At 66.1% G+C, this 24,561-nt stretch carries 22 protein-coding genes and 1 pseudogene; 12 read left to right on the top strand and 11 right to left on the bottom strand.

The window, feature by feature from the left end; genetic code table 11:
* Positions 1–123 precede the first annotated feature (123 nt).
* Both BLS50_RS20405 and BLS50_RS20400 read right to left on the bottom strand, forming a co-directional pair.
* The gene (locus tag BLS50_RS20405) at positions 124–1,449 is read right to left on the bottom strand and encodes an MFS transporter (RefSeq protein WP_080486899.1); all 1,326 of its coding nucleotides are present in this window, start codon (positions 1,447–1,449) and stop codon (positions 124–126) included.
* A 49-nt stretch (positions 1,450–1,498) separates the two neighbouring features.
* Positions 1,499–2,686, bottom strand: a complete 1,188-nt coding sequence (locus tag BLS50_RS20400; RefSeq protein WP_074803757.1) for a M20 aminoacylase family protein — start codon at positions 2,684–2,686, stop codon at positions 1,499–1,501.
* 121 nt (positions 2,687–2,807) lie between these two features.
* Here BLS50_RS20400 and BLS50_RS20395 point away from each other — a divergent pair, with 121 nt between their 5' ends.
* Together BLS50_RS20395 and BLS50_RS35450 are read left to right on the top strand one after the other, a co-directional pair.
* Positions 2,808–3,716 carry a LysR family transcriptional regulator gene (locus BLS50_RS20395; RefSeq protein WP_080486898.1) on the top strand — a complete coding sequence of 303 codons (909 nt, stop codon included), beginning with the start codon at positions 2,808–2,810 and terminating at the stop codon, positions 3,714–3,716.
* Between the two features lie 162 nt (positions 3,717–3,878).
* Positions 3,879–3,995, top strand: a pseudogene (locus BLS50_RS35450) (IS630 family transposase); the annotation flags it as partial.
* A gap of 13 nt (positions 3,996–4,008) precedes the next feature.
* Here BLS50_RS35450 and BLS50_RS20385 read toward each other — a convergent pair.
* The gene (locus tag BLS50_RS20385; protein WP_069230940.1) at positions 4,009–4,731 is read right to left on the bottom strand and encodes a haloacid dehalogenase type II; all 723 of its coding nucleotides are present in this window, start codon (positions 4,729–4,731) and stop codon (positions 4,009–4,011) included.
* 202 nt (positions 4,732–4,933) lie between these two features.
* Complete coding sequence (locus tag BLS50_RS20380; RefSeq protein ID WP_023476540.1) at positions 4,934–5,572, bottom strand: hydrolase; 639 nt, start codon at positions 5,570–5,572, stop codon at positions 4,934–4,936.
* A gap of 120 nt (positions 5,573–5,692) precedes the next feature.
* Here BLS50_RS20380 and BLS50_RS20375 point away from each other — a divergent pair, with 120 nt between their 5' ends.
* On the top strand, positions 5,693–6,586 hold the full coding sequence (locus BLS50_RS20375; protein WP_027808942.1) for a LysR substrate-binding domain-containing protein: 894 nt from the start codon (positions 5,693–5,695) through the stop codon (positions 6,584–6,586).
* Between the two features lie 283 nt (positions 6,587–6,869).
* Positions 6,870–9,119 carry a putative bifunctional diguanylate cyclase/phosphodiesterase gene (locus BLS50_RS20370; protein WP_074803753.1) on the top strand — a complete coding sequence of 750 codons (2,250 nt, stop codon included), beginning with the start codon at positions 6,870–6,872 and terminating at the stop codon, positions 9,117–9,119.
* 22 nt (positions 9,120–9,141) lie between these two features.
* Here BLS50_RS20370 and BLS50_RS20365 read toward each other — a convergent pair whose 3' ends face one another.
* A complete protein-coding gene (locus tag BLS50_RS20365) occupies positions 9,142–10,203 on the bottom strand; it encodes a diguanylate cyclase (RefSeq protein WP_053524310.1) in 1,062 nt (353 codons plus the stop codon).
* A gap of 77 nt (positions 10,204–10,280) precedes the next feature.
* On the bottom strand, positions 10,281–11,285 hold the full coding sequence (cheB, locus tag BLS50_RS20360; RefSeq protein WP_011694698.1) for a chemotaxis response regulator protein-glutamate methylesterase: 1,005 nt from the start codon (positions 11,283–11,285) through the stop codon (positions 10,281–10,283).
* A gap of 312 nt (positions 11,286–11,597) precedes the next feature.
* Here cheB and BLS50_RS20355 point away from each other — a divergent pair, with 312 nt between their 5' ends.
* Entirely contained in the window at positions 11,598–12,026 is a 429-nt protein-coding gene (locus BLS50_RS20355; protein WP_053524309.1) for a hypothetical protein, read from the top strand.
* A 48-nt stretch (positions 12,027–12,074) separates the two neighbouring features.
* Here the strand turns inward: BLS50_RS20355 and BLS50_RS20350 are convergent, their stop codons facing one another.
* Positions 12,075–12,299: a hypothetical protein gene (locus BLS50_RS20350; RefSeq protein ID WP_011548005.1), complete on the bottom strand. Its 225-nt coding sequence runs from the start codon at positions 12,297–12,299 to the stop codon at positions 12,075–12,077.
* Between the two features lie 271 nt (positions 12,300–12,570).
* Here BLS50_RS20350 and BLS50_RS20345 point away from each other — a divergent pair, with 271 nt between their 5' ends.
* From BLS50_RS20345 to BLS50_RS20335, 3 genes are read left to right on the top strand one after another with little or no spacing between them, the layout of a single operon-like run.
* Entirely contained in the window at positions 12,571–13,260 is a 690-nt protein-coding gene (locus tag BLS50_RS20345; RefSeq protein ID WP_011548004.1) for a DUF969 domain-containing protein, read from the top strand.
* Positions 13,257–14,207, top strand: a complete 951-nt coding sequence (locus BLS50_RS20340) for a DUF979 domain-containing protein (RefSeq protein WP_011548003.1) — start codon at positions 13,257–13,259, stop codon at positions 14,205–14,207. Before BLS50_RS20345 ends, BLS50_RS20340 begins: the two co-directional genes overlap by 4 nt.
* Positions 14,208–14,226: 19 nt before the next feature.
* The gene (locus BLS50_RS20335) at positions 14,227–15,249 is read left to right on the top strand and encodes a DUF2891 domain-containing protein (protein ID WP_074806550.1); all 1,023 of its coding nucleotides are present in this window, start codon (positions 14,227–14,229) and stop codon (positions 15,247–15,249) included.
* 64 nt (positions 15,250–15,313) lie between these two features.
* Here BLS50_RS20335 and BLS50_RS20330 read toward each other — a convergent pair whose 3' ends face one another.
* On the bottom strand, positions 15,314–17,554 hold the full coding sequence (locus BLS50_RS20330; protein WP_074803751.1) for a TonB-dependent receptor: 2,241 nt from the start codon (positions 17,552–17,554) through the stop codon (positions 15,314–15,316).
* Positions 17,555–17,877: 323 nt separating this feature from the next.
* Between BLS50_RS20330 and BLS50_RS20325 the strand changes: the two genes are divergently transcribed.
* Entirely contained in the window at positions 17,878–18,939 is a 1,062-nt protein-coding gene (locus BLS50_RS20325) for an asparaginase (protein ID WP_053524308.1), read from the top strand.
* A 57-nt stretch (positions 18,940–18,996) separates the two neighbouring features.
* On the opposite strand, the gene BLS50_RS20320 is transcribed toward BLS50_RS20325, so the two are convergent.
* A complete protein-coding gene (locus tag BLS50_RS20320; protein ID WP_069230946.1) occupies positions 18,997–19,971 on the bottom strand; it encodes a LysR family transcriptional regulator in 975 nt (324 codons plus the stop codon).
* 142 nt (positions 19,972–20,113) lie between these two features.
* Here BLS50_RS20320 and aspA point away from each other — a divergent pair, with 142 nt between their 5' ends.
* Both aspA and BLS50_RS20310 read left to right on the top strand, forming a co-directional pair.
* The gene (gene aspA / locus BLS50_RS20315; protein ID WP_074803749.1) at positions 20,114–21,520 is read left to right on the top strand and encodes an aspartate ammonia-lyase; all 1,407 of its coding nucleotides are present in this window, start codon (positions 20,114–20,116) and stop codon (positions 21,518–21,520) included.
* A gap of 77 nt (positions 21,521–21,597) precedes the next feature.
* Entirely contained in the window at positions 21,598–23,103 is a 1,506-nt protein-coding gene (locus tag BLS50_RS20310; RefSeq protein WP_074803747.1) for an amino acid permease, read from the top strand.
* Between the two features lie 67 nt (positions 23,104–23,170).
* On the opposite strand, the gene BLS50_RS20305 is transcribed toward BLS50_RS20310, so the two are convergent.
* Positions 23,171–23,854 (bottom strand): alpha/beta hydrolase, encoded by a 684-nt coding sequence (locus BLS50_RS20305; protein WP_074803745.1) that lies wholly within the window; start codon positions 23,852–23,854, stop codon positions 23,171–23,173.
* Positions 23,855–24,016: 162 nt separating this feature from the next.
* Between BLS50_RS20305 and BLS50_RS20300 the strand changes: the two genes are divergently transcribed.
* Positions 24,017–24,250, top strand: coding sequence for a virulence-associated protein (locus BLS50_RS20300; RefSeq protein WP_256334103.1), 234 nt, complete (start codon positions 24,017–24,019; stop codon positions 24,248–24,250).
* Here the strand turns inward: BLS50_RS20300 and BLS50_RS20295 are convergent.
* Positions 24,227–24,481, bottom strand: a complete 255-nt coding sequence (locus BLS50_RS20295; protein ID WP_176934267.1) for a hypothetical protein — start codon at positions 24,479–24,481, stop codon at positions 24,227–24,229. The two genes, BLS50_RS20300 and BLS50_RS20295, sit on opposite strands and share 24 nt — an antisense overlap.
* Positions 24,482–24,561: the final 80 nt, after the last annotated feature.

Raw genomic sequence — 24,561 nt, 5'->3', positions numbered from 1 at the left:
TGCTTCGGCACTCGGTTCAAGTCCCGCGACTCAGACGATTCACTAATCGACGCCGCCGTCGACTCGATCGAACCGAAGTATTTCTATGCGGAGCAATGTGAGATGGCTTGATTGCTGCTGGCCTTATTTCAGAGCCTTACCACCAGTTTCCTCGAGCAGCGAAATCGCCACGATCGAGATGATGACGCTTACCATCATGTACCACGCGGGCGCCATCACGTTGCCCGTAACGCGAATCAACCACCCTGCAACCAGCGGAGCAGTACCCCCGAATAGCGTGAGGGAAATTGCGTAGGAGCTCGACATAAAGCCGGCCCGAATTGGCTTTGGAAAACTCTCCGGCATTAAGGCGTAGGCAGGTGCCGAACCCATCGTGTAGCAGAGCATCAAAACCAGTACGAGCCCAAGCACCACTGGTAGCGTTGGAAAGTGAATCATCCCCCAGAACACCGGGTAAATGAGACAGAACAACGCAATGCGCCCGAACAGTATCAACGGCTTGCGCTTGCCCAAGCGATCCGACAAAGCGCCATAGATGGGGCACATGACAAGCGACACCGAGCTCGTGAGTACTCCCACAAATATTGACAGCTTTGCGGGCACCTTCAGGTACTGGATACAGTACGTCGGCAGGTAGTACACGAGCAGATACGTGCTCACTGTCATGCCCATGATCGCAAAAACGACGAGAAACCAATTTCTTACATCGGCCGTATTCCATTTCTTCGCACGAGTGTCGACTTCCCGCCGTTCTTCGACAATGTGCCGGCGCAGATAGATACCGACTGGCGCAATGAGGGTCCCCATGAGGAATGGCACGCGCCAGCCCCAAGTCTGCAGTTGCGTGTCGTTGAGGAAGTGAGCCAACGCAGCAGCGGTGCCAGAGCCGAGCAGTGCGGCTCCGCCCTGGCTCGCCAATTGCCAGCTCGCCCGGAATGCGCGGCTGCTGTCCGAGCCCGTCTCCAGCAACGTGGCGGTGGCGGCGCCAACCTCGCCACCCTGTGCAAAGCCTTGAATCAGCCGGGCAAGAACGATCAGTACGGGTGCGGCCAAGCCGATCTGCGCATACGTTGGCGCGCACCCGATCATCGCGGCGCCGAGCGCCATCAGGGCAATTGTCAAGGTAAGCGCGGGGCGGCGACCGGCGCGGTCTGCGTAACGACCGATCACGATGCCGCCCAGCGGGCGTGTGACAAAGCCTACGGCAAACGCGGCGAACGACACCATCGACGAAGTAACCGGGTCATCTGCCGGGAAGAACAACTTGCCGATCGTCAGCGCGAAATAGCTGTAGACGGTGAAATCGAAAAACTCCAGCAGGTTTCCGACGACCGCAGCGACGACGACGTTACGCGGCGTCGTGGTACGCGTACGCCCCGCTTCCTCCACCGTCCCGGCAATCGCTGTCACGGTTCCGCCCTCGTCCTGCGGTAGGCTGTATAGACGCATTTTCAAGAGTCCTCTCCATTAGATGTGTATAAATGCTGCACTGCTAAGGTTATTCGACTGCCAGATACTGCTCGACGAGCCGCGTCCAGAACGCGGCACCAATCATCAGATTGTCATCGGCGAAGTCGTAGTGCGCGCTGTGAAGCATCGGCGTGCCCACGCCGTTCCCAAGACGCAGGAAGCAACCTGGACGATGCTGCAGGAAGTAGGCGAAGTCTTCGCTGCCGGGGACAGCAGGGAATGGAGCGATCACGCCTTTCTCGCCGACGAGCTCGAAGGCGACCCGGCGAGCGAGCTCAGTCTCCGCGTCGCTGTTGACCAGCACCGGATAGCCGCTGACAACGTCTACTTCGGCGTGGCCCCCGTAGGCGGCAACGTGCGCTTCGGTGAGCTCGTAAATACGGGTTTCCAGAGTCTGACGCACGTCATCGTTGAAGGATCGAATGCTCAGCTCGAGCGTCGCCCGTTCTGGAATGACGTTGGCGGCATGGCCAGCCTGTATCGTGCCAACTGTCACGACGGCCGTTTCGGTCGGGTCGATATTGCGCGACACAACGGTCTGTAAGGCCATCACCAGACTGCTCGCCATCACGATCGGATCGGCGGCCAAGTGTGGGCGCGCCGCGTGGCCGCCTTTGCCGTGAATGGTGATCTTCACTGTATCGCAGGCGGCCATGAACGGACCCGGGCGGAAGAGGAATGTGCCGATCGGCATGCCAGGATGATTGTGAAGGCCGAAGATCGCATTGCACGGAAACCGCACGAACAAGCCGTCGGCAATCATGCGCTTCGCGCCGCTGTTCGCACCGGCCTCCTCTGCCGGCTGAAAGATAAGGTGTACGGTACCGTCAAAGCGGCGCGTATGCGCTAGCTTGCGTGCCGCGCCGAGCAGAATTGCTGTATGACCATCATGACCGCAGGCGTGCATCTTGCCGCTATGGACACTGGCGTACGACAAGCCCGTCTGCTCGTGGATCGGCAAAGCGTCCATTTCGGCGCGAATGCCGATCGCGCGCGTGCTCAGGCCAGCCCTCAACGTACCGACAACACCATGGCCGCCGACATTTCGACAAACGTCGTAGCCCCACGCTTCAAGCATGTCCCCAACGAGAACTGCAGTGTCTGCTTCGTGGAAGGACAGCTCCGGGTGGCGATGAATGTGGCGACGTATCGTCAGGAGTTCTTCGTGTTCGCTCGCTCGTCCCGCGAGAAGCGCGGGGTCTATCTGGTCGGTCATGATGCAGGTCTCTACTCAACGAATCGTGCACCGAGTATTGCATCGCTAAAATCTCGCTGAAATGCACCCAGCGATGCGAGAATGTTGACCTAAAGTCAACGATTCAAGGGGCGCTATGACAATGAACATCGATCCACTAAACTCCCGATCTGTGGCCTATCTATGTGAAGTGGCCACTTACGGAGGTGTACGTATGGCGGCGGAAGCGCTCGGCGTTAATGCCTCCGTTGTGAGCCGGCAGATTGCTCTGCTCGAACGTGCACTGCGTATGCCACTGCTGTCTCGGAAGGGCCGTACTGTGGCCATCACGGAAGTGGGCCTCACACTTGTGAATTTCCATCGGGAGCAGCAACGGCGAGTGCGTCAGCTACGCGTGCAACTGGATGAGTACCGCGATCTCGAACGTGGTCGGATCGCCGTAGGCGTTATCGAGGGCATTGTCGAAGGATTTATTGAGAGCACGTTGCGGCGCTTCAGTGCCAAATATCCGCGGGTTGCCATCGATATCCGGTCCGGTTCAACGCTCGAGATCATCACGATGCTTCGCAACGACGAAATCGATATTGGGCTCTGCATAGGGGCAGGGCCCGAACCTGGTTGCAAGGTGCGCACTTTTGCGCTTGGACCGTTATGCGCTGTCGTGGCGCCAGACCATCCGCTTGCGGCTTATAGCAAACTACCACCTGCTGAATTGGTACAGCATCGCTTGATCTTCACATCGGATCGCTTCGCTGCGCAACAGACGGTCCAGTCTATGGTAGACAACGAGGGATTGGCGCTGGCGCCAACCTACCGTTGCGACCTCTTTTCGACCGCGCAGGCGCTCGCGGCCGCAGGGCTTGGCGTGGCTTTCATGTCAGCCACGGCGGCACGTCGACGCATCGAGGAAGGGCAACTCGTTGCCATCCCTCTTGACCACCCGATTGCGCGGAGCTTTCATGCTCAGCTCCTGACACGCGGCGGCCACCGACTGTCGTCCGCGGCGGATCACATGTGGAAGCAATTGGCACAGGCAATGTCTGGTAGTTAGCCAGCGAACCTCTCCTGGCCGGCGGGCGTTAATACAGACAATTGCCACGCTATCGCGTCGATTGAGCGATCGCACGCGCGGTCTTGCCTAGTGTCCTGTTCCGTTGTTAACTGATATATGTTCGCGCAGCATGTTGACGTCAACGGAACGGGAGACGCCAGCATGGCTATGGGGCGACCGAAGGCGGAACTGGTGCTGAGCGAAGACGAACGCTCGCAATTGATGTCGATAGCACGCTCTCGTTCGATTTCGGCTGCGCTGGTAGCGCGATCGCGCATCGCGCCGCAGGCCTTCAACGCGGGCAGCCGAGCCGATCCGCCAATTCGTTCAGGTCCCTGACGTCGAAATCCCACGCATCGTCGGCTTGCAGGTCGGTCGTCTGGCCGGGCCCGTGCTCGGTCGGCCGCAGCACGAACGCGGTCGACAGCCCGAGCCGGCGCGCGGCGCCCAGATCGCCGTTGTGCGCGGCCACCAGGCACAGCTCGGCCGGCGCGAGGCCGAGAATCTCGACCGCTTCGGTATAGACCGCCGGCGACGGCTTGTACGCGTGGGCGACCTCGGCGCCGAGAATCGCATCCCACGGCAGCCCGCCATGCTTCGCGACGTCGACCATCAGCCGGATATTGCCGTTCGACAGCGGCGCGATGATGTAGCGCTGCTTCAGCCGGTGCAGCCCGGCGACGGCATCGGGCCACGGATCGAGCCGATGCCACGCGAGGTTGAGCGCGTCGATGTCGGCTTCGGGCACGTCCACGATCCCGAAACGGTCGAGCGTGCGCACCAGGTTCTCGCGATGCAGCACGTCGAGCCGCACGTAACGGCGGCGTCCGCTGCGGATTTCTTCCATCGACGGCGAATATTCGGCGCGCCACGCATCGGCGAACGCGAACGGGTCGAGCGTCGGCGCGTGGCGATCCAGGAACGCGGCGGCGCCGCGCGCGACACCGCTTCTCCAGTCGACGATCGTTCCGAAGACATCGAAAACGAGCGCCTTGATTTCGGCAGGGTTCGTCATGGTGATCCAGTGAAGGTCGTTCGATGAGGGTTCACATCGCCGTGCCGCCGGATGGCGCGGCGCCGGTTCGATCGACATTGAATCACGGATACGAAAACGCGGCCGGGGAGGCCGCGATAGGTGGCTCGCGCGCCGGTCACGCCGGCACCAGCGAGCGGGGGGCAGGGCGCGCGGCGCCGGCCGCCGCGCACGCTCTCGCCGGTCAGCTCTTGTCGTACGAGAACTGGATGCCGGCCGTGCCGCCGGTTTCGATGAACAGGTTGATGAACGCTGGCACGGTGGCGCTGCGCGCCCAGTCGCGCTGCAATTCGCAGAACAGCTGCGCGACGCTGATCATCTGGCCGCCGGCCTGCTCGATGCGGCGCAGCGCCGCTTCGTGCGCGGCGACCGACGTGCCGCCGACCGCATCGACGACCACGTACACCTCGTAGCCGGCCTTCAGCGCATCGAGCGCCGGGAACGTCAGGCATGCCTCGGTCCACAGCGCGGTCATGATCAGTTTCTTGCGGCCGGTCGCCTCGACGGCCTGGCGGAACTCGACGTCTTCCCACGAGTTGATGCTCGTGCGGTCGTAGGTCGGATAGCCTTCGAGCGCCGCGCGCAGTTGCGGGATCGGCGGCTTGTTCAGCCCGGTCTTCACGTTGACGGTCGAGTGGACGATCGGGAGGTCGTACGCCACCGCCGCCTTCGATGCGCCGACGATGTTGTTGATCAGCAGCTGGCGATCCATCGACGCGATGGAGTTCACCTGGACCGGCTGGTAATCGATGACGATGAACGCGGAATTCTGCGGGGTGAGCAGGTGGTCGTTCGCGGGGTCGCGAATCGGTTCGCTTGCCATGGTTGCCTCCAGAGAGGGTTCGGGAATGTGAAGGGATACGTCGAAACAGGATGCTATGCGTGCAACAACCGCCGTTCCAGTCCCTTAAAATGCCGTCAGTGTTCTATGAATGGAACAATCATGGATGACCTGAACGACCTCTACTATTTCGTGAAGGTGGTCGAACACGGCGGATTCACGCAGGCCGGGCGCGCGCTGGACGTGCCGAAATCGACGCTGAGCCGGCGCATCGCGGCGCTGGAAGCGCGGTACGACGTGCGGCTGCTGCAGCGCACGACGCGCCATTTCACGGTCACCGAAACCGGGCGCGAATTCTACGAGCGCTGTCTCGCCGTGCTGGTCGAAGCCGACGCGGCGCGCGAGGTGATCGAGCGCCGGCACGCGGAGCCGCGCGGCATCGTGCGCGTGAGTTGCCCGACCGCCTTGCTGGAATTTCGCGTGAGCGAACTCGTCGCCCGTTTCATGGCGATTCATCCGCAGGTGCACGTGCACCTCGAGGCGACGAATCGCCGCGTCGACCTGCTGAGCGAAGGGTTCGACCTGGCGCTGCGTGTGCGCTTCCCGCCGCTGGAGGACAGCGACCTCGTGATGCGCGTGCTCGCCGACAGCCCGCAGCGGCTAGTGGCCGCGCCGCAGTGGCTGGACGGGCGCACCGCGCCGTCGGACCCGGCCGAACTGATCGGCGTGCCGAGCCTCGACTGGGGGCCGGCGCGGCATCACGTGTGGCAACTGGTCGGGCCGAACGGCGAGCATGCGCAGTTGCGCCATCACCCGCGCTTCGTGACCGACGACATGCACGCGCTGCGCGATGCGGCGATTCACGGCGTCGGTATCGTGCAACTGCCGTGCATGGTCGTCGAGGACGACCTGCGCGACGGCACGCTGGTCGACGTGCTGCCCGGCTGGGCGCCGAAGGGCGGCGTGGTGCACGCGGTGTTTCCGTCGCGGCGCGGGTTGCTGCCGCGCGTGCGCCTCCTGATCGACTTCCTGGCCGAGCACATCCGGAAGGATTGACGGGGCGGCGCGCCCGCCTTTTCGTGCGGCGCAGCAACCTGGCGGCGCGCCGGTCGCCGCCGGCGAGCCGCCCGGCAACCGAGCGTATCCCCTGATGCAGGCGGATACGCCGATCGTCACGGATTGGTGTTAAATACATTTCGGCGCGCCCTGGCTCGGCGCGCGAAAACGGGGCGCACCGGGTATCGGCGTAAACCCGGGGCGGACAGGGTACGAAAAGGCACGAAATATCGATAACGAATCGGGCGCATCAGACCCGGTCGGACAGACGGCAGGATTCATATTGAATACCGAACCGCAAAGTTCTCGCTACAGCCTCGGGCTCGCCGCGGAAGTACTCGCGTCCGAGCAGAGCGTACTGAGGCTGATCACGCGCAACACGCCGCTACCGGAACTGTTGGTCGAGGTTTGCCGGCGTGCCGAGGCTTTGCTCGGCGACGGCGCGTCCTGCACGATCCTGCTGCTCGATACGGACGGCGTGCACGTGCGCGTCGGCGCGGCGCCGTCGTTGCCCGCGCAGTACAGCGCGGCGATCGACGGCGCGACGATCGGGCCCGCGGCCGGCTCGTGCGGCACGGCGATGTACGAGCGCCGGATGGTCGCCGTCGAAGACATCGAAACCGATCCACTGTGGGCTGACTACCGCGCCATCGCGTTGCCGCTGGGCTTGCGCGCGTGCTGGTCGGTGCCGTTCCTCGACGATGCGGGCGCCGTGCTCGGCGCGTTCGCCGTCTATCACCACCGGCCGTGCCGGCCGAGCGACGAGGAAACCGCGCTGTTGCGCGATATCGGCAACAGCGTCGGCCTCGCGGTGCACCAGGACCGGATCGCGCGACAACTCGCGCGCAGCGAGGAACATCACCGGCTCGTCGTCAACAGCCTGAGCGAGGGCATCCTCGTCATATCGCGCGAAGGCGTCGTGATCGCGAGCAATCCGAGCGCGAACCGGATGATGCGCGTGAAGGGCGAACTCGTCGGCCGCCGGCTGTCAACGGTGATCCTGCGCAAGCTGCGCGAGGACGGCACGCCGATCGACCCGCACGACTGGCCGAGCCGGCGCGCGCTCGAGACCGCCACGCCGATGCTCGACTATACGGTCGGCTTCGGGCTCGCGGACGGCGACATCATCTGGGTGCGCGGCAACGCGGTGCCGATCGTGAGGCCGGGCGAGACGCAGGCCGACTCGGTGCTCGTGTCGTTCAACGACATCGGCCCCGTGCGCGAAGCGCAGCAGCAGTTGCGCTACATGGCGACCCGCGACGCGCTGACGGGCCTCTACAACCGCCGCTGGCTCGGTGACCGCATGCGCGAGCTGTTCTGCGTGCGCGATGCGGCGGCCGGGCCCGCGCGCGTCGCGATCCTGTTCATCGATCTGGTCGGCTTCAAGAAGGTCAACGACACGGCCGGCCACGACGCCGGCGACGCGTTGCTGCGCAGCGTCGCCGCGCGGCTCGCGGCCTGCGGGGAGGGCCGCTACGCGCTCACGCGCGTCGGTGGCGACGAGTTCGTGATCCTCGTCGACGATTGCGACGATCCCGATCGTCTGTCGGTGCTTGCACGCGAGGTGATCGAGGCGATCGCGAAGCCGTTCGCGATCGCGAACAACGAGTACTGGCTCGGCGTATCGATCGGCATCAGCGTCGCGCCGCGCGACGGCGACGATGCCGTGACGCTGATGCGCAACGCCGATTCGGCGATGTACGACGCGAAGCAGCGCGGCCGCAACCACTTCACGTTCTTCACCGCGCAGCTCAACCTGCGGCTGCAGCGCCGCTTCGCGATCGAGCAGTCGCTGCGGCGCGCGCTCGCGTCGGACATGCTGCGGCTCGCGTATCAACCCGTCGTCGATGCGCGCAGCGGCCGCACGGTCGGCGCCGAGGCGCTGCTGCGCTGGACGAGCCCCGAGCTCGGGCCGATGTCGCCGGCGGAATTCATTCCGGTCGCGGAAGATACCGGGCTGATCGTCGCGATCGGCCAGTGGGTGCTCGAAACCGCGTGCCGGCAGGCGGCCGAGTGGCGCCGCACGATCGCGCCGGATCTGATGCTGGCCGTCAACCTGTCGCCGCGGCAGTTTCACGAGGGGCTCGTCGAATCGGTCGGCCGCTGTCTCGCGCAGACGCGGCTCGACCCATCGGCGCTCGAACTGGAGATCACCGAAGGCGTGCTGATGAACGACACAGACACCGTGCTGCCGATGCTCGAAGCGCTCACGGACATGAACGTGCGTATCTCGGTCGACGATTTCGGCACCGGCTATTCGTCGCTCGCGTACCTGAAGCGCTTTCCGCTGCACAACCTGAAGGTCGATCGCTCGTTCGTGTCGGGCGTGCCCGATCATCACGACTCGGTCGCGATTACGCAGGCGGTCGTCGCGATGGCGCATTCGCTCGGGATGAAGGTCACGGCCGAAGGCGTCGAGACGCAGGCGCAGTCGTGGTTTCTGCAGCAGATCGGCTGCGACATGCAGCAGGGCTATCTGTTCAGCCGGCCGCTGGACGCGGGCGATTACGCGCGCCGGCTCGGCGCCGCATGAAAGCGCGCTCGGCGGCGTTCCGCTAGTGCGCGCCGAACCCGCCGGCGCCAGGCGGCGGCGACGGCGGATCGATCTCGACCCGGTTCTTGCCTTCGTGCTTCGCGCGATAGAGCGCGCGGTCGGCCGCCTCGATCAGGACGGTCGTCGGCAGGCCGGGGGCGGGCACGATGCTCGCGCCGCCGATGCTGATCGTCACGGTGTGGTTGCCCGTCGACGAATGCGCGTGCCGCAGTCGCAGCGCCTCGACCGCGAGCCGGATCTTCTCGCCGAGCAGCCGCGCGGCGCCCGGCGACGAGGCCGGCATCACGACCGCGAATTCCTCGCCGCCGAAGCGCGCGGCGAAATCGCCCGATTGCCCGAGGCAGCGCTCGATTGTCGACGCGATCTGCTTGAGCACGCTGTCGCCCGACACGTGTCCGTACGTGTCGTTGTAGAGCTTGAAGTTGTCGACGTCGATCATCAGCAGCGACAGCTCGCTGCGCTCGCGCGCGCCGCGTCGCCACTCGGCGGCCAGGTATTCGTCGAGATAGCGCCGGTTCGAGAGCCCCGTCAGGCCGTCGGAGTGCGTGAGGCGCCGCAGTTCGAGATTGGCCTCGAGCAGTTGCTGTTGCGACTGCCGTAGCGCGCGATAGGCTTCGTCGCGCTGCAGCAGGTTCAGGTACGAGCGCGAGTGGTAGCGGATGCGCGCGACGAGTTCGATGCGATCGGGCAGCTTGACCAGGTAGTCGTTCGCGCCCGACGCGAACGCGGCGCTCTTGATCACCGGTTCTTCCTGCGTCGACAGCACGATGATCGGCACGTCGCGCGTCGCCGGATTCGCGCGGTACGCCTTCACGAGGCTCAGCCCGTCGGTGCCCGGCATCACGAGGTCCTGCAGGATCACGGTCGGGCGCGTCTCGACCGCGGTGGCCATCGCGTCGTCCGAACGCGGGCAGTAGTGGAAGTCGATGCCTTCCTCGTCGACGAGCGCGCGCCGCACGGCTTCCGCGACGATCGTCTGGTCGTCGACCAGCAACACCATCGCCGGCGCGTCGGCGGGCGACGCGGTCGGGCCGCCCGGCGGTCGAGTCAGGTCAATCGTCATGGTCGATGCGGGTTGTGGCGGTGGTCGCGGTCGTTGCAGGGGCAGGCATGGGTGTTGCGCGTGGTCATCGTCGGGGTTCAGATCCGCGCCAGCGCCGCCAGTTCGCCCGCGATGCGCCCGAGCGGCAGGATCGCCCGCGCCGCGCCGAGCGTCGCGGCCGCCTTCGGCATCCCGTACACGGCGCTGGTCGCCTCATCCTGCGCGATCGTATGGTAGCCCTTCATCCGCAGCGCCTTCAGGCCGATCGCGCCGTCGCGGCCCATCCCCGTGAGCAGCACGCCGATCACGCGGCCCGGCCAGTGCTCGGTCAGGCTGTTGAAGAATACGTCGACCGACGGGCGATACGGCGTGGCGGCCGGCTCCCGTGTGTATTCGAGCGTGCCGGCGCGCGTGATGCGCAGGTGATCGTCGGTCGCGGCGAGCAGTGCGACGCCCGGCTGCGGGCGGTCGCCTTCGCGCGCGACGCGCACGGCGAGCCGGGTCTGGCCGTCGAGCCATTGCGCCATGCCTTCCGCGAACGCACGATCGACGTGCTGCACGATCACGATCGGCGCATTGAAATCGGCCGGCAGGTTGCCGAGGATCGACGCGAGCGCGCCGGGGCCGCCGGCCGATGCGCCGATCGCGATCAGCGGGCCGGCGCCGCCGCGCGCGGCCGCGCCGGCGAGGCGCGAGCTGCCCGGCGCGTCGAGCAGGCGGCCGATCTGGTCGATCTTCGCGAGCAGCAGTTTCGTCGTGTCGCCGGCCGCGCCGTCGCCGAGCCGCGGCGTGTCGACCGCGTCGAGCGCACCGGCGCCCATCGCCTCGAACACGCGCCACGCGTTCGCGCCGATGCAGCTCGTCACGATCAGGATCGCGCACGGTCGTTCGGAGCGCATGATCCGACGCGTCGCCTCGATCCCGTCGAATTTCGGCATGATCAGATCCATCAGCACGATGTCGGGCGGCTGGGCGGCGCACAGTTCGACGGCCTGCGGGCCGTCGGTCGCGACCCACAGCACGCGGTGCTCGGGCCGTCGCGCGATCGCGCGGCGCATCGCCTCGACGGCAAGCGGGAGGTCGTTGACGATGCCGATGTTCACAAGCGGAATTCTCCGGTCGGTTCGTAGTGTTGGAGGTGGGCCGGGTTCATGGAAGGGCGCTGCCTGTTCGGCGCGGCCGGGCGGCATCGGCGGCCGGACGGCGCGGCATTCTTTTCGGTTGGCGACGCCCGAATGCTGTCATGCGGCGCGGGCGGCGGCAATCGAAAAATATGCGCATTGTGCGGTTTCAGTACGTTTCCTCTATGGCGATCCCGCATTGCCGGCAAGCGGGGCGGTCGATCCTGTCCGACAGGCCGCAAAAGTCCGCATGTTACCGTGCCGGCATCGACAAAAACGCAAGGAGAGAACCGGATGAGCGCACCCGATACCGTCCTCGTCAGCCGCGACCCGTATGCGCCGATCGTGATCGAGCAGGACGGCCGTTTGCTGTACCGGATCCACATCGAGAGCGGGCACGCGTCGTTCGACCGCGATTTTCCGGTCGAACCCGATGCGGTGCGCGTGCTGCGCGACGATGCCGAGCGCTACTACTTCCTGTTCGCGGCGCTTCACCATCCGTACCAGCTGAGCGCGACGAACCTCTCCGACGCGCAGCGCGAGCGTTATTTCCGCACCATCCTGTTCGCCGGCCGCGACGAAGTCGAAGCCTTCATGACGGAACGCGATCGCGCCAGCAACGGCGCGGTGGCGAACTTGCTGAGCATCTTCACGCAGGCCGATTACCGGCAACTGCGCGAGGGCCGGTGGTTCGGCATGGGCGCGGGCATGCCGGCCGCGTAGCGGGCCGTACCGCGCATCGGGCCGCGCGGCGGCCGTGCCGCCACGCCGTCAATGGCTGCGCGCGTAGCCCTGGATCAGCGCGCGCATCATCCCTTCGACCGTCGCGTCGCGCAGGTCGGCTTCCTGCTCGGCTTCCTCGACGAGCGCGGCATAGGCGGTCGCGAGCGTCACGCGGTCGACTTCATGGCGTTGCTCCATCAGCGTCACCATCCCGTCCTTCGCCAGATGAGCGGAGAACGCGCGGCTGCCGATGGTCTGGAATACGTCAATCATGGCGGCTCTCCCGTACGTTGCCGATGCTCTTCAGTGTAGTCGGCGTCCCGGAGCTGCGCCACGCGCGCCGGGCGGCCCGATTCATCCGATGAAACGCGGCCGACACATGGCGCGGGCACGGTGTCCATCGGCTTCAACGTTTACCCGAACCGGCAAATTGTCGACTTTTTATCGATAAAGTCTCGTGTTAGATTGCGCCGTCCGAGCCCGATGCAAACCGGGCCGGCAGCGCGTGGCCGACGTGCCGCGCGTCCAGACACAAGGAGGGGAAATGCTGGTGCTGATTGGGGTGCCGATCGTCGTGATCGGCTTCGCGCTGCGCTTCAACGCGCTGCTGGTGGTCACGATCGCGGGGCTCGCGACGGGGCTGGCGGGCGGGCTGAATCTCGTCGACATCGTCAGCGCGTTCGGCAAGGCGTTCACCGAGAACCGCTACATGGGGCTGATCTGGCTCACGCTGCCGGTGATCGCGCTGCTCGAGCGCAACGGGCTCAAGGAGCAGGCGAAGCGGATGATCTCGCGGGTGCAGGCGGCCACCACGGGCCGCGTGCTGATGCTGTATTTCGTGCTGCGCCAGGCGACCGCCGCGCTCGGCCTCACGTCGCTCGGCGGCCACGCGCAGATGGTGCGGCCGCTGATCGCGCCGATGGCCGAGGCCGCCGCGGTCGGCCGGCACGGCGAGCTGCCCGAGGCGGTGCGCCAGCAGATCCGCGCGCATGCGTCGGGCGCCGACAACGTCGCCGTGTTCTTCGGCGAGGACATCTTCATCGCGATCCAGTCGATCCTGCTGATCAAGGGCTTTCTCGAACAGAACGGCATCGCCATCGAGCCGCTGCACCTGTCGGTGTGGGCGATCCCGACCGCGATCGCCGCGCTGCTGATCCACTGCACGCGCCTCGCGCTGCTCGACCGCCGGCTCGCGCGCGGCTTCGGCCTGGTCAGGCAGGAGGGCGCGCGATGATCGGCCTCGAATCGCTGTACACGCTCGCGGGGCTGATGTTCGCCGCGTTCGCGTACTTCAACCTGACGGATCGCACGAACCCGCGGCGCGTCGTCAATTTCGCGTTCTGGGCCATCTACGCGGTCACGTTCCTGTTCGGCGCGCTGCTGCCGCATTTCGTGACGGGGTGCCTCGCGATCGCGCTCGCGGTGATCGCCGGCTCCGGCAAGCTCGGCCGCGGCCGGTCCGACGAGGCCGGCGAAGCGGCGGCCGGGCGGCGCGAGACGCTCGCGCAGCGCTTCGGCAACCGGCTGTTCCTGCCCGCGCTGCTGATTCCGCTCGTCACGCTGATCGGCACGTTCGCGCTGAAGCTCGTGCCGTTCGTCGAGCCGAAGAGCGTGACGCTGATCTCGCTCGTGCTCGGCACGATCGTCGCGTTCGTCGTCGCGCTCGCGATGCTGCGCGATTCGCCCGTGCATGCGCTGAAGGAGGCGCGCCATACGATGGATGCGGTCGGCTGGGCCGCGATCCTGCCGCAGATGCTCGCGGCGCTCGGCGCGCTGTTCGCGGTCGCGGGCGTCGGCGGCGTGGTGTCGGGGCTCGTGAAGGACTGGGTGCCGATCGATTCGCCGTTCGCGGTGGTCGCGGCCTATACGGTCGGCATGGCGCTGTTCACGATGATCATGGGCAACGGCTTCGCCGCGTTCCCGGTGATGACGGCCGGCATCGGCCTGCCGCTGATCGTCCACCAGTTCCACGGCAATCCGGCGATCATGGGCGCGATCGGGATGCTGAGCGGCTTCTGCGGTACGCTGATGACGCCGATGGCCGCGAACTTCAACATCGTGCCCGCCGCGCTGCTCGAACTGAAGGACAAGAACGGCGTGATCAAGGCGCAGTGGCCAACCGCCGTGCTGCTGCTGGCCGTGAACACGCTGCTGATGTACGCGTTCGTATTCCGCTTCTGATCCGATGGACGAGATCCTCATGACCGACCGACTCACCTCCGAACTCGCGTCGAAATTCGCGTCGCTCGCGCTCGCGCACCTGACCCGCGAATATCCGAACAAGCTCACGCATGCGCTCGAAGGTCCGCACGACGTGCAGGGCCCGCGTGCATTGCACCCGATCTTCTACGGCAGCTACGACTGGCATTCGTGCGTGCACGGCTACTGGCTCGTGCTGCGCGTGCTCGAACGCTACCCGGCACTGCCGGAAGCCGAGCGCATCGTCGCGACCGTCGATGCGCATTTCACCGACGCGAACGTCGCCGGCGAGCGCGCGTATCTCGCGCTGCCGCACAACGCCGGCTTCGAGCGGCCGTACGGCTGGGCGTGGCTGCTCGCGCTCGCCGCGCAGCTCGAGCGGCTCGCGCTGAAGGGCGCGCTGCCGCAGGCCGCGCGCTGGGCGAAGACGCTGGCGCCGCTGGCCGACCTGTTCGTGTCGCGCTTCGAGACGTTCCTGCCGAAGGCCACCTATCCGCTGCGCGTCGGCACGCATTTCAACACCGCGTTCGCGCTGGCGCTCACGCTCGATTTCACTCGCGATACACAGCGCGACGGGCTCGCGGCGTTGATCGTCGATACCGCGAAGCGCTGGCACCTGAACGACGTCGCGTGCCAGGCGTGGGAGCCGTCGGGCGACGAATTCCTGTCGCCCGCGCTGATGGAAGCCGAACTGATGCGGCGCGTGCTGCCGGCCGCCGAATTCGACGGCTGGTTCGCGCGCTTCCTGCCCGATCTCGCGCGCGGCGAGCCGGCGACGCTGTTCGAGCCGGCGACGGTCAGCGACCGCAGTGACGGCAAGATCGCGCACCTCGACGGGCTGAACCTGAGCCGCGCGTGGTGCCAGCGTTCGCTGGCCGGCGCGCTGCCGGAAGGCGATGCGCGGCGCGCGAAGCTGCTCGATGCGGCCGACCGGCATCTCGCGAGCGCGCTCGCGCACGTGGCCGGCGATTACATGGGCGAGCACTGGCTCGCGACGTTCGCGTTGCTCGCGATCGAAGCGTAGGCGCTTCGGCGGGGAAGCGGGGCGTGCGCGATCGGTCGCGCGTGCCCGCTGCCGTTACCGTCGCTTACTGATAGAAGTTGAGCGTGACCATCGCCGAACGGCCCGGCGCCCACGTCGCGTAGATCGGGTACGCGCTCGCGTAATACTGCTTGTCGAACAGGTTCTGCACGTTCAGTTGAACGTCCATCGTCTTGTTCACGCGCCACGTCGCGGCCGCGTCGAAGCGCGCATAGCCGGGCGTCCACTTCTTCGTCGTCGCCGATACCGACGCGTAGGTCTGGCTCATCACCGTCGCGCCCGCGCCGAGCGTGAGCTTCGGCATCACGTCGTAGCTGGTCCACAGCGTGAAGTTGTGCTTCGGCACCATCACCATCGGCAGGCCAGACGCGCCCGGGCTGCCGGGGCCCGCGTCGGTCGTGATCGCGTTCAGGTACGAATAGCCGCCGAACACGTGCCACTTCTGCGTCAGGTTGCCCGCGAAACCGAACTCGAAACCGCGCACGCGCTGCTTGCCCGCGTTGACCGTGTGACCGAGGCCGTCGCTGACGCGCGCGTTGGTCTTTTCGGTCTGGAACAGCGCCGACGTCAGCGACAGCTGATCCTGCAGCACGTCCCACTTCGCGCCGATCTCGATGTTGCGCGCGCGCTCGGGCGCGAGGTCCTGGTTGGTCGCGGTGATCTGGTCGGTGCCGCCGCCGAGGCCGCCGTTCGACCCCGGCGGATTCGACGACGTGCCGTACGACGCATACAGGCTCACGTTGGTCACCGGCTTGAACACGAGACCGAACTGGTAGCTGAACAGGTTCGACGTGTTCGAGAGATCGGCGACGCCGGCCTGCTTGCCGGTCGTGTCGTAGCGGTCGAAGCGCAGCCCCGTGTTGAATTGCCAGCGCTCGGACAGCTTCACCGTGTCGAAGAGGTACGCGGAAACCGTATCGGTGCGCGTGTTCGTCGTCGGGCCGGGGAAGCCCTTGTCGCCGTTCAGCACGATGCTGCCGGTCCACGGCCGGTTCGGGTTCCAGCCGCCGGCGAGCGGCGTGCAGTTGCCGGCCACCGCGCACGGGCTGTTCGAGCGGATGTTGTTGCCGGCCGAATCCGACACGAGATAGCCCTCGTAACGTGCCTGCTCGTGGCTGAACTCGACGCCGGCCGTCATCGTGTGCTTCATCCCGAACAGGCTCGCGCTGCCGGTCACTTCCGTCTGGTTCGAGAAGCCGTTGAGCGCGTACTTGCCGCTCTTCGCCTGCAGCCCGAGCATGGCCGGGTTCGCCGCGAGGATCTGCGGATTCGTCGCCACGTAATCGAGCGTCGAGCGGCCGAACATCGTCGTGTTCTTCAGCTTCCACGCGTCGTTGATCTTGTGCTCGACGCGAATTTCGCCGGTGTCGGTCTGCCCGTAGCGGTAGTCGCGTGTGTTCAGCCCGAAGAACTGCCCGCGATCGGTCGGCACCGGCGTGCCGCCCGACGCGCGGAACGGCACGCTGAAGTCCGGCATGTCGTACGCGTTCATGTGGTAGTAGCTGACCGTGACCGTGGTCGGCGTGTTCAGCCCGAACACGATCGACGGCGCGACGCCCCAGCGCTTGTTGTATACGTCGTTGCGGCCGGCCTGGTTCGCGTCGTGGCCCATCACGTTCAGGCGGACGGCCGTCGTGTCGTTGATCTTGCGGTTCGCGTCGACGGTCGCGCGCTTGTAGCCGTCGGTGCCGAAGCCGATGCTGCTGTTGATGAAGTTGTCGTTCTGCGGCGTCTTCGTGACGATGTCGATGCTGCCGCCCACCGAGCCGCGGCCCGCGTAGACCGAATCGGGGCCCTTGATCACGCTGATCTGCTCGACCGCGAACGTCTCGCGGTTCTGCAGGCCGGAGTCGCGCATGCCGTCGACGAAGATCGAGTTGCGCGATTCGAAGCCGCGGATCACCGGACGGTCGGCCGACGGGTTCGCGGCCGCATCGCCGCCGAGGAACGTGATGCCCGGTACCGAGCGCAGCGCGTCCGCGAACGACGTGACGTTCTTTTCCTTGATCAGTTGCTCGGGGATCACCGTGACCGAGCGCGGCGTATCGAGCAGCGGCGCGGTGAACTTGTACGACGGCGAGCGTTTCACCTGCATGTCCGACAGCGCGGACGACTGCACGGCGATCGTCGGCAGCGTCGCCGGCACGTCGGCGGCCGGAGCCGGCCGATCGGCGGCAGAAACGGAGGCGGGAGCGGTTTCGGCGGCGGCGAGCAGCGGCGTCAGGAACACGGAGCAGGTCAGTGCCGATACGAGGGTGCGAGGCCTCGTCTTGAACTGGGCAGACATATCGGGAAGCAGCGGAAGGTTCGGTGATCGGGCGCGTTTTCTCGATGCCGGCGGGGCGCGCCAGATACATCGGAAAGCGTCAATGTAAATGCGTATGATTCGCGTTTGCGGCCGCAATTCTACGGATTGGTATCGAATATGTAAACGATTGAATGGTTTTTGTACTGATTCGGTCAGGTTTCCGTGAGGGGCGAGCGCCTTTGCGTCGTGTGCAACACCGCTTTCCACGACAGGGCCGACGCGCGGCGGCGACGACTCGCTACACTGCCGTACCGGTTGGACGGGCCCCGGCATCAGGCCCGCGAGCAAGGAGACAGAAGAGGATGGAGACCCCACGCGCAGCGGTCGTCACGTACCGCGGCAATGCGATCGAGAACACGCACGTCGCCCATGTGGCGGTCGTCGATGCACGCGGCCGGCTGCTGGCCCGGTTCGGCGATCCGTACCGGATGACGCTCGCGCGGTCGGCGGCCAAGCCGGCGCAGGCGCTGTCGGTGATCGAGACGGGCGCGCCGGAACGCTTCGGCTTCGACGATGCGGACATCGCGCTGATGTGCGCGTCGCACAGCAGCGAGGATCGTCACATCGAACGCACGCGCGCGATGCTCGCGAAAGTGGCCGCGCACGAATCGGATCTGCGCTGCGGCGGCCATCCGCCGTTGTCCGATGCGGTGTACCGGTCGTGGATCAAGCGCGACTACACGCCCACCGGCGTATGCAGCAACTGTTCGGGCAAGCATGTCGGGATGCTGGCCGGCGCGCAGGCGATCGGCGCGGCGATCGCCGATTACCATCTGCCCGACCATCCGATGCAGGTACGCGTGAAGCAGGTCGTGGCCGACGCGTGCGGCCTGCGCGACGACGAGGTCGACTGGGGCATCGACGGCTGCAACCTGCCGACGCCGGCGTTCTCGCTGGACCGGCTGGCGCGCCTGTACGCGTCGCTGGCCGACGGCGCGGACGCGGTGGAAGCGGGCGGCGCGGTAACCGAGCGGGTGCGCGCACTGGCGCGCATTCATCGTGCGATGACCGCCTATCCGGAACTGGTCGCGGGCGACGGACGCTATTGCACGGTGCTGATGAACGCGTTCGGCGGGCAGGTGGTCGGCAAGCTCGGCGCCGATGCGTGCTACGGGATCGGCGTGCGCGCGTCGGAACGCACGCGGCAACTCGGCGCGGACGGTGCGCTCGGCATCTCGGTGAAGATCGAGGACGGCAATCTCGACGTGCTCTATATGGTCGTCAGCGAAATCCTCGAGCGGCTGCGGATCGGCACGGCCGAGCAGCGCGCGCAACTGTCCGCGTTCCACCGGCCGCGGATGCTCAACACGCAGGGCGTCGAGTTCGGGCACGCGACGTTCCCGTTCGACTTGCAGGCGGCCTGAACGCGGTCATCGTGCCGATGCCGCCGGCCCGCGATCCGGGCCGCGCATCGGTGCGCGCTACGCGCGTGCGTCGCGAATCTTTGCCAGCTCCCGCTCCGACAGCTCGCCGATCTGCGCGAGGTGTTCCGCCAGAAAATCCTTGAGCACGCGCAGCTTCGCCGAGCTGCGCCGGTTCGCCAGATACGCGATGTAGATGTATTCGCCGGTCAGCCGGTTTTGCAGCCGGTAACGCGGCAGCACGGCTTCGAGCTGGCCGCTCGCGAGCAGGTCGCGCACCAGCCAGATCTCGAATTCAGCGATGCCGAGCCCCGCGCAGGTCGCTTCCAGCAGCAGCTCCGAGTGGTCGGTGACGAGATTGCCGGCCGGCAGCACGCTGTGCTGCGTGTCGCCGCGCACGAGCGCCCAGCGCGGATCGCCTTCCGGGTGCACGTAGCGCAGGCAGTTGTGGTGCGTCAGCTCGTCCGGCGTTGCGGGGCGCCCGCAGCGGTCGAGGTAGCCGGGCGTCGCGCACAGGATGCTGTCGTTGCGCGACAGCCGGTGGACGACCAGGTTGTCCAGGTAGTTCTCGCCTTCGTGGATGTCGAGGTCGAAGCCGCCCGCCACGAGGTCGTTGTGGTTGTCGGTGAGCCGCACGTCGAGCTGGATCGTCGGGTAGCGCGCCAGGAACGGCGCGATCAGGGGCGCGAGATGACGGCGGCCGAACGCGACCGGCGCGGTGAGCTTCAGCGGGCCGCTCGGCTGCGCATTCAGCTCGGCGACGACGCGCAGCGTGTCGTCGAGATCGGCGATCAGCGTGACCGCGCGCTCCAGGTAGATATGGCCGGCTTCGGTGAGCGTCACGCTGTGCGTGGAGCGGTGCAGCAGCGCGACGCCGAGCGCTTCCTCGATCGCCGTGACCTTGCGCGCGACGGTCGACGTCGATACGTGCATCTCCTTTGCGACCGCCGAAAAACTCCCTGTTTCGACCACCCGCACGAACGCGCGCATCGCGCCCAGATGATCGATGCCGGTTTCTCTCGCGCCTTTTTTCATTCGATTCTCGCTGTTGCGTCCCACGCAAAACCGCTTTCGATAATACAGAAGCTAGCTTGTTTTTGCAAAGGCATAGAATGCGAACCCGTCGCGTCGGGAAGCGGTGAACGACGAGCGGCACGAGACATCCAGGAGGGGCACGATGACCGAAAACGGCTTCCGCGTCGAAGCGGATCTTTTAGGCAAACGAAGTATTCCGGATACCGCCTATTACGGCGTCCACACGCTGCGCGCGAAAGAGAATTTCGACATTTCCGGCCGCACCATTGCGTCACTGCCGTACCTCGTGATGGCGCTCGCGTCCGTGAAGGAAGCGGCGGCCGACGCCAATTGCGAACTGGGGCTGCTGCCGCGGCCGTACCGCGATGCGATCGCCGCCGCGTGCGTCGAGATCCGCGAAGGGCGGCTGCACGACCAGTTCGTCGTCGACGTGATCCAGGGCGGCGCCGGCACGTCGACCAACATGAACGCGAACGAGGTGATCTGCAACCGCGCGCTCGAAATCATGGGGCACGCGCGCGGGCAGTACGAATACCTGCATCCGAACGAGCACGTCAATCTCGCGCAGAGCACCAACGACGTCTATCCCACCGCGATCCGGATCGCGACCTGCTTCGCGGTCGAGCACCTGCTCGAGGCGATGGCGCGGCTGCGCGATGCATTCGCGGAGCGCGCCGACGCGTTCGCCGGCTTGCTGAAGCTCGGCCGCACGCAGTTGCAGGACGCGGTGCCGATGACGCTCGGCCAGGAATTCTCGACCTACGCGGTGATGCTGACGGAAGACATCGCGCGGCTGCAGGAGGCCGGCTGGCTGATCCGCGAGATCAACCTCGGCGCGACCGCGATCGGCACGGGCATCACCGCGCATCCGCAGTACGCGGAGAAGGCGCTGGCCGCGCTGCGCCGCATCACCGGGCTCGACCTGAGCACCGCGCCGAACCTGATCGAAGCGACGCAGGATTGCGGCGCGTTCGTCCAGGTGTCGGGCGTGCTCAAGCGGATCGCCGTCAAGCTGTCGAAGATCTGCAACGATCTGCGGCTGCTGTCGAGCGGCCCGCGCGCGGGCTTCGGCGAGATCAACCTGCCGCCCGTGCAGGCCGGCTCGTCGATCATGCCCGGCAAGGTCAATCCGGTGATTCCGGAAGTCGTCAACCAGGTCGCGTTCGAGGTGTTCGGCAACGACGTGACCATCACCTTCGCGGCCGAGGCCGGCCAGCTTCAGCTCAACGCGTTCGAACCGGTGATCGCGAGCGCGCTGTTCCGCAGCTTCAGCCACCTGACGGCCGCATGCACGACGCTCGCGCAGCGATGCGTGAGCGGCATCACCGCGAATCCGGAACGGCTGCGCGAAACGATGGAGCGCTCGGTCGCGCTCGCGACCGCGTTGAATCCGTACATCGGCTACAAGCGCGCGACCGCCGTCGCCGCCGAAGCGCATGTGACCGGCAAGTCGATCCGCGAGGTCGTGCTGGCGCGCGAACTGATGACCGAGGCGCAGCTCGACGAAGCGCTGCAGCCCGAAGCGCTGATCCGGCCGCGCGCGTTCTGACGCGAGCCGGTTCGCGGTCGTACCGAAAGCGCCCCCGCAGCGGGGCGCGACACATCTACAAACAACGGAGACTCACGATGACACACCCCAGCGAGCGCCCGGCCGGTCCGGCCGGCGGCGCGGATGCCGCGCATGCCGATCCCGATGCGATGTTCGCGTCGCACGAAGCCGGCTACGCGAAGCAGTTGAAGCCGCGGCACGTGCAGATGATCGCGATGGGCGGTGCGATCGGCACCGGCCTCTTTCTCGGCGCGGGCGGCCGCCTGCAAAGCGCGGGGCCCGCGCTCGCGCTCGTGTATCTGGTGTGCGGCGTGTTCGCGTTCCTGATCATGCGCGCGCTCGGCGAACTCGTGATGCACCGGCCGACCAGCGGCAGCTTCGTGTCGTACGCACGGGAGTTCATGGGCGAACGCGCGTCGTTCGTCGCGGGCTGGATGTACTACCTGAACTGGGCGACGACCGGCATCGTCGACATCACCGCGGTCGCGATCTACATGAAGTACTGGGCCGTGTTCACCGACGTGCCGCAATGGGTGTTCGCGCTCGGCGCGCTCGGGATCGTGTCGGTGATGAACATGATCGGCGTGAAGGTGTTCGGCGAGATGGAATTCTGGTTCTCGCTCGTCAAGGTCGGCACGCTCGCGGTGTTTCTCGCGGTCGGCTCCGTGTTTCTCGCGAGCGGCCATCCGGTGGCGGGGCAGATGACGGGGCTGCATCTCGTCGCGGATCACGGCGGTATCTTCCCGCACGGGATTCTGCCGGCCGTGCTGATCGTGCAGGGCGTCGTGTTCGCGTATGCGAGCATCGAGCTCGTCGGCGTCGCGGCGGGCGAGACGGCCGACGCGCGCAAGGTGCTGCCGAAGGCGATCAACAGCGTGATGTGGCGCATCGCGCTGTTCTATGTCGGCTCGGTCGTGCTGCTGACGATGCTGCTGCCGTGGACCGCGTACAGCGCGCACGAAAGCCCGTTCGTCACGTTCTTCAGCAAGCTCGGCGTGCCGTACGTCGGTACGGTGATGAACGTCGTGGTGCTGACCGCCGCGCTGTCGAGCCTGAATTCCGGCCTCTATTCGACGGGTCGCGTGCTGCGCTCGCTCGCGATGGGCGGCTCGGCGCCGCGTTTCGTGTCGCGGATGAACGCGCGCGGCGTGCCGTACGGCGGAATCCTGATCACGGTCGCGATCAACGCGATCGGTGTGCCGCTCAACTACATCGTGCCGGCCCAGGCGTTCGAGATCGTGTTGAACATGGCGTCGCTCGGGATCATCACGACGTGGGGCTTCATCGTGATGTGCCAGATCCTGTTCCGCCGCGCGGTCGATCGCGGCGAGATGAAGGCCGTGTCGTTCCGGATGCCCGGCGCGCCGTTCACGTCGTGGCTCACGCTCGCTTTCCTGGCCGGCGTGCTGGTGCTGATGGCGTTCGACTATCCGGGCGGCACGTGGACCATCGCGACGATTCCCGTCGTCGTGCTCGCGCTGGTGATCGGCTGGAAGCTGGCGAAACGCGGCGCCGAGCGCGAGCGGGCGGCGGCGATGCCCGCATCCGTGCGTGGCGTGGCGGACCCTGCGCGGAACGCGTGACGGCATGTACCGGGGGCGCCGGTCCGTTCGCGGGCCGGCGCCCCCGGTGCGTTCGGTTCACATTCCGTTAGTTCGACCCGGTACGCTCAACGACCCATCGGCCGAAATCGCCGGCCATCTCCGCGGTCAGCTCGTGGCCGGCCGCATACAGCCGCGTGTCGTGCGCGACGCCGAGCGCCGTCAGCTTCGCGTCGGCCTTGTCCGCCCACGAGACGGGCAGCTTGTCGTCGAAGCGGCCGTGCATCACCAGCGCGTGCAGCGTGCCTAATGCATCGCGCGGCGCGATCAGCGGATCGATTTCCGGCAGGATGCGCCCGCACAGCACGGCGAACGCACTCACGTCGCCCGGCGACGTGAGGCCGACGCTCGCGCTCATGATGCCGCCCTGACTGAAGCCGGCGATCACGGTCGGCAACGCGGGCGCGGCGCCATCCCGCGCGCGCAGCGCATGCAACAGCGTGATCAGTTGCACGCGGCTTTCGTCCGCGCGCGCCGCATCGATTTCAGGGCCGTTCGGGCCGAAGCGCACCGGAAACCACGCATGCTGACTGGGACCGAACGTGAGCGGGCCGCGCAGGAACGCGATTTCGATGCGCGGATCGATCACGTCGGCCACGTTCAGCAGGTTGGTTTCGTTGCCGCCGACGCCGTGCAGCAGCAACAGGCGGGCGGCGGGGCGGCCGGCGGCCGGGCGTACACGGTACTGCAGGCCGGAATCGGGATCAGTGGTCAGCGGCAGGACGTCGGTCATCGCGTGGGTCCGGTTGGGGGAGTGATCCGACAGTCTAGAACGCCCGGCGGGGCGAGGTGAATCGCCGGATTGCGATTGATTCTTTCTCGCTAGGAATGAATTGACCGGCTTGAAAGTTTTTTGTCAGAATCGGGTGCGACCACCGACACACCGGGAGATCCGATGAATTCGACGAAAAGATTTGAAGCCGACGATGCCAAAGCTGAACGGCTTCCCAACGACGCGGGATTCGGCGCTCGCGGTTCCCATGAACCTCGTCGCAGCGCAGTGAGCGCGAACGAGCCGGCGCTGAAGCAGTGGGCGTGGCTGGCACCTCTGATCGGACCAATAGACCCGGAGTTTGAAAACGCGCTCGCGTCGCGACCCGCGATTTCAGACGAGAGCGGATGCATTTGACGTTGCGGCAGCAAGCGAATGCGCAAACGTTTTACCGGTATTCGACCGGATTGAATTGTCGGATCGAGAAATAAAAGAATGAATATCCAGATCCGATTTGCCGAGGTCACCGGGCAAGCCGGACGGGACGCCCGGGCCAGCAGTTAACGGCCCGTCCAATAAGAACTTTAGCCTTTTCTCCCTGCAATTAATCATTGCGATTTCCTCAATGGCCGATTGATTTTCGGTCATCGGACAGTCATACACCATCCCCGATAATTCGGCGCTCACATTCTTTCAATAGACCAAAGGGCGATCGAACCCGGATCGCT

It is taken from the genome of Burkholderia orbicola, assembly GCF_900100915.1.
Classification (GTDB): Bacteria; Pseudomonadota; Gammaproteobacteria; order Burkholderiales; family Burkholderiaceae; genus Burkholderia; species Burkholderia orbicola.
Note: the sequence above shows the minus strand (reverse complement) of the source record. Positions and strands in the feature narration are given on the sequence as shown.

Excerpts from the sequence above, each read along its gene's own strand:
- BLS50_RS20310 (WP_074803747.1), top strand. The coding sequence starts at position 21,598 with ATGACACACCCCAGCGAGCGCCCGGCCGGTCCGGCCGGCGGCGCGGAT.
- BLS50_RS20385 (WP_069230940.1), bottom strand. The coding sequence starts at position 4,731 with ATGACGAACCCTGCCGAAATCAAGGCGCTCGTTTTCGATGTCTTCGGA.
- BLS50_RS20325 (WP_053524308.1), top strand. The coding sequence starts at position 17,878 with ATGGAGACCCCACGCGCAGCGGTCGTCACGTACCGCGGCAATGCGATC.
- BLS50_RS20365 (WP_053524310.1), bottom strand. The coding sequence starts at position 10,203 with ATGACGATTGACCTGACTCGACCGCCGGGCGGCCCGACCGCGTCGCCC.
- BLS50_RS20395 (WP_080486898.1), top strand. The coding sequence starts at position 2,808 with ATGAACATCGATCCACTAAACTCCCGATCTGTGGCCTATCTATGTGAA.
- aspA (WP_074803749.1), top strand. The coding sequence starts at position 20,114 with ATGACCGAAAACGGCTTCCGCGTCGAAGCGGATCTTTTAGGCAAACGA.
- BLS50_RS20295 (WP_176934267.1), bottom strand. The coding sequence starts at position 24,481 with ATGACCGAAAATCAATCGGCCATTGAGGAAATCGCAATGATTAATTGC.
- BLS50_RS20375 (WP_027808942.1), top strand. The coding sequence starts at position 5,693 with ATGGATGACCTGAACGACCTCTACTATTTCGTGAAGGTGGTCGAACAC.
- BLS50_RS20400 (WP_074803757.1), bottom strand. The coding sequence starts at position 2,686 with ATGACCGACCAGATAGACCCCGCGCTTCTCGCGGGACGAGCGAGCGAA.
- BLS50_RS20345 (WP_011548004.1), top strand. The coding sequence starts at position 12,571 with ATGCTGGTGCTGATTGGGGTGCCGATCGTCGTGATCGGCTTCGCGCTG.
- BLS50_RS20330 (WP_074803751.1), bottom strand. The coding sequence starts at position 17,554 with ATGTCTGCCCAGTTCAAGACGAGGCCTCGCACCCTCGTATCGGCACTG.
- BLS50_RS20405 (WP_080486899.1), bottom strand. The coding sequence starts at position 1,449 with ATGCGTCTATACAGCCTACCGCAGGACGAGGGCGGAACCGTGACAGCG.
- BLS50_RS20300 (WP_256334103.1), top strand. The coding sequence starts at position 24,017 with ATGAATTCGACGAAAAGATTTGAAGCCGACGATGCCAAAGCTGAACGG.
- BLS50_RS20305 (WP_074803745.1), bottom strand. The coding sequence starts at position 23,854 with ATGACCGACGTCCTGCCGCTGACCACTGATCCCGATTCCGGCCTGCAG.
- BLS50_RS20335 (WP_074806550.1), top strand. The coding sequence starts at position 14,227 with ATGACCGACCGACTCACCTCCGAACTCGCGTCGAAATTCGCGTCGCTC.
- BLS50_RS20350 (WP_011548005.1), bottom strand. The coding sequence starts at position 12,299 with ATGATTGACGTATTCCAGACCATCGGCAGCCGCGCGTTCTCCGCTCAT.
- BLS50_RS20320 (WP_069230946.1), bottom strand. The coding sequence starts at position 19,971 with ATGAAAAAAGGCGCGAGAGAAACCGGCATCGATCATCTGGGCGCGATG.
- BLS50_RS20380 (WP_023476540.1), bottom strand. The coding sequence starts at position 5,572 with ATGGCAAGCGAACCGATTCGCGACCCCGCGAACGACCACCTGCTCACC.
- BLS50_RS20340 (WP_011548003.1), top strand. The coding sequence starts at position 13,257 with ATGATCGGCCTCGAATCGCTGTACACGCTCGCGGGGCTGATGTTCGCC.
- BLS50_RS20355 (WP_053524309.1), top strand. The coding sequence starts at position 11,598 with ATGAGCGCACCCGATACCGTCCTCGTCAGCCGCGACCCGTATGCGCCG.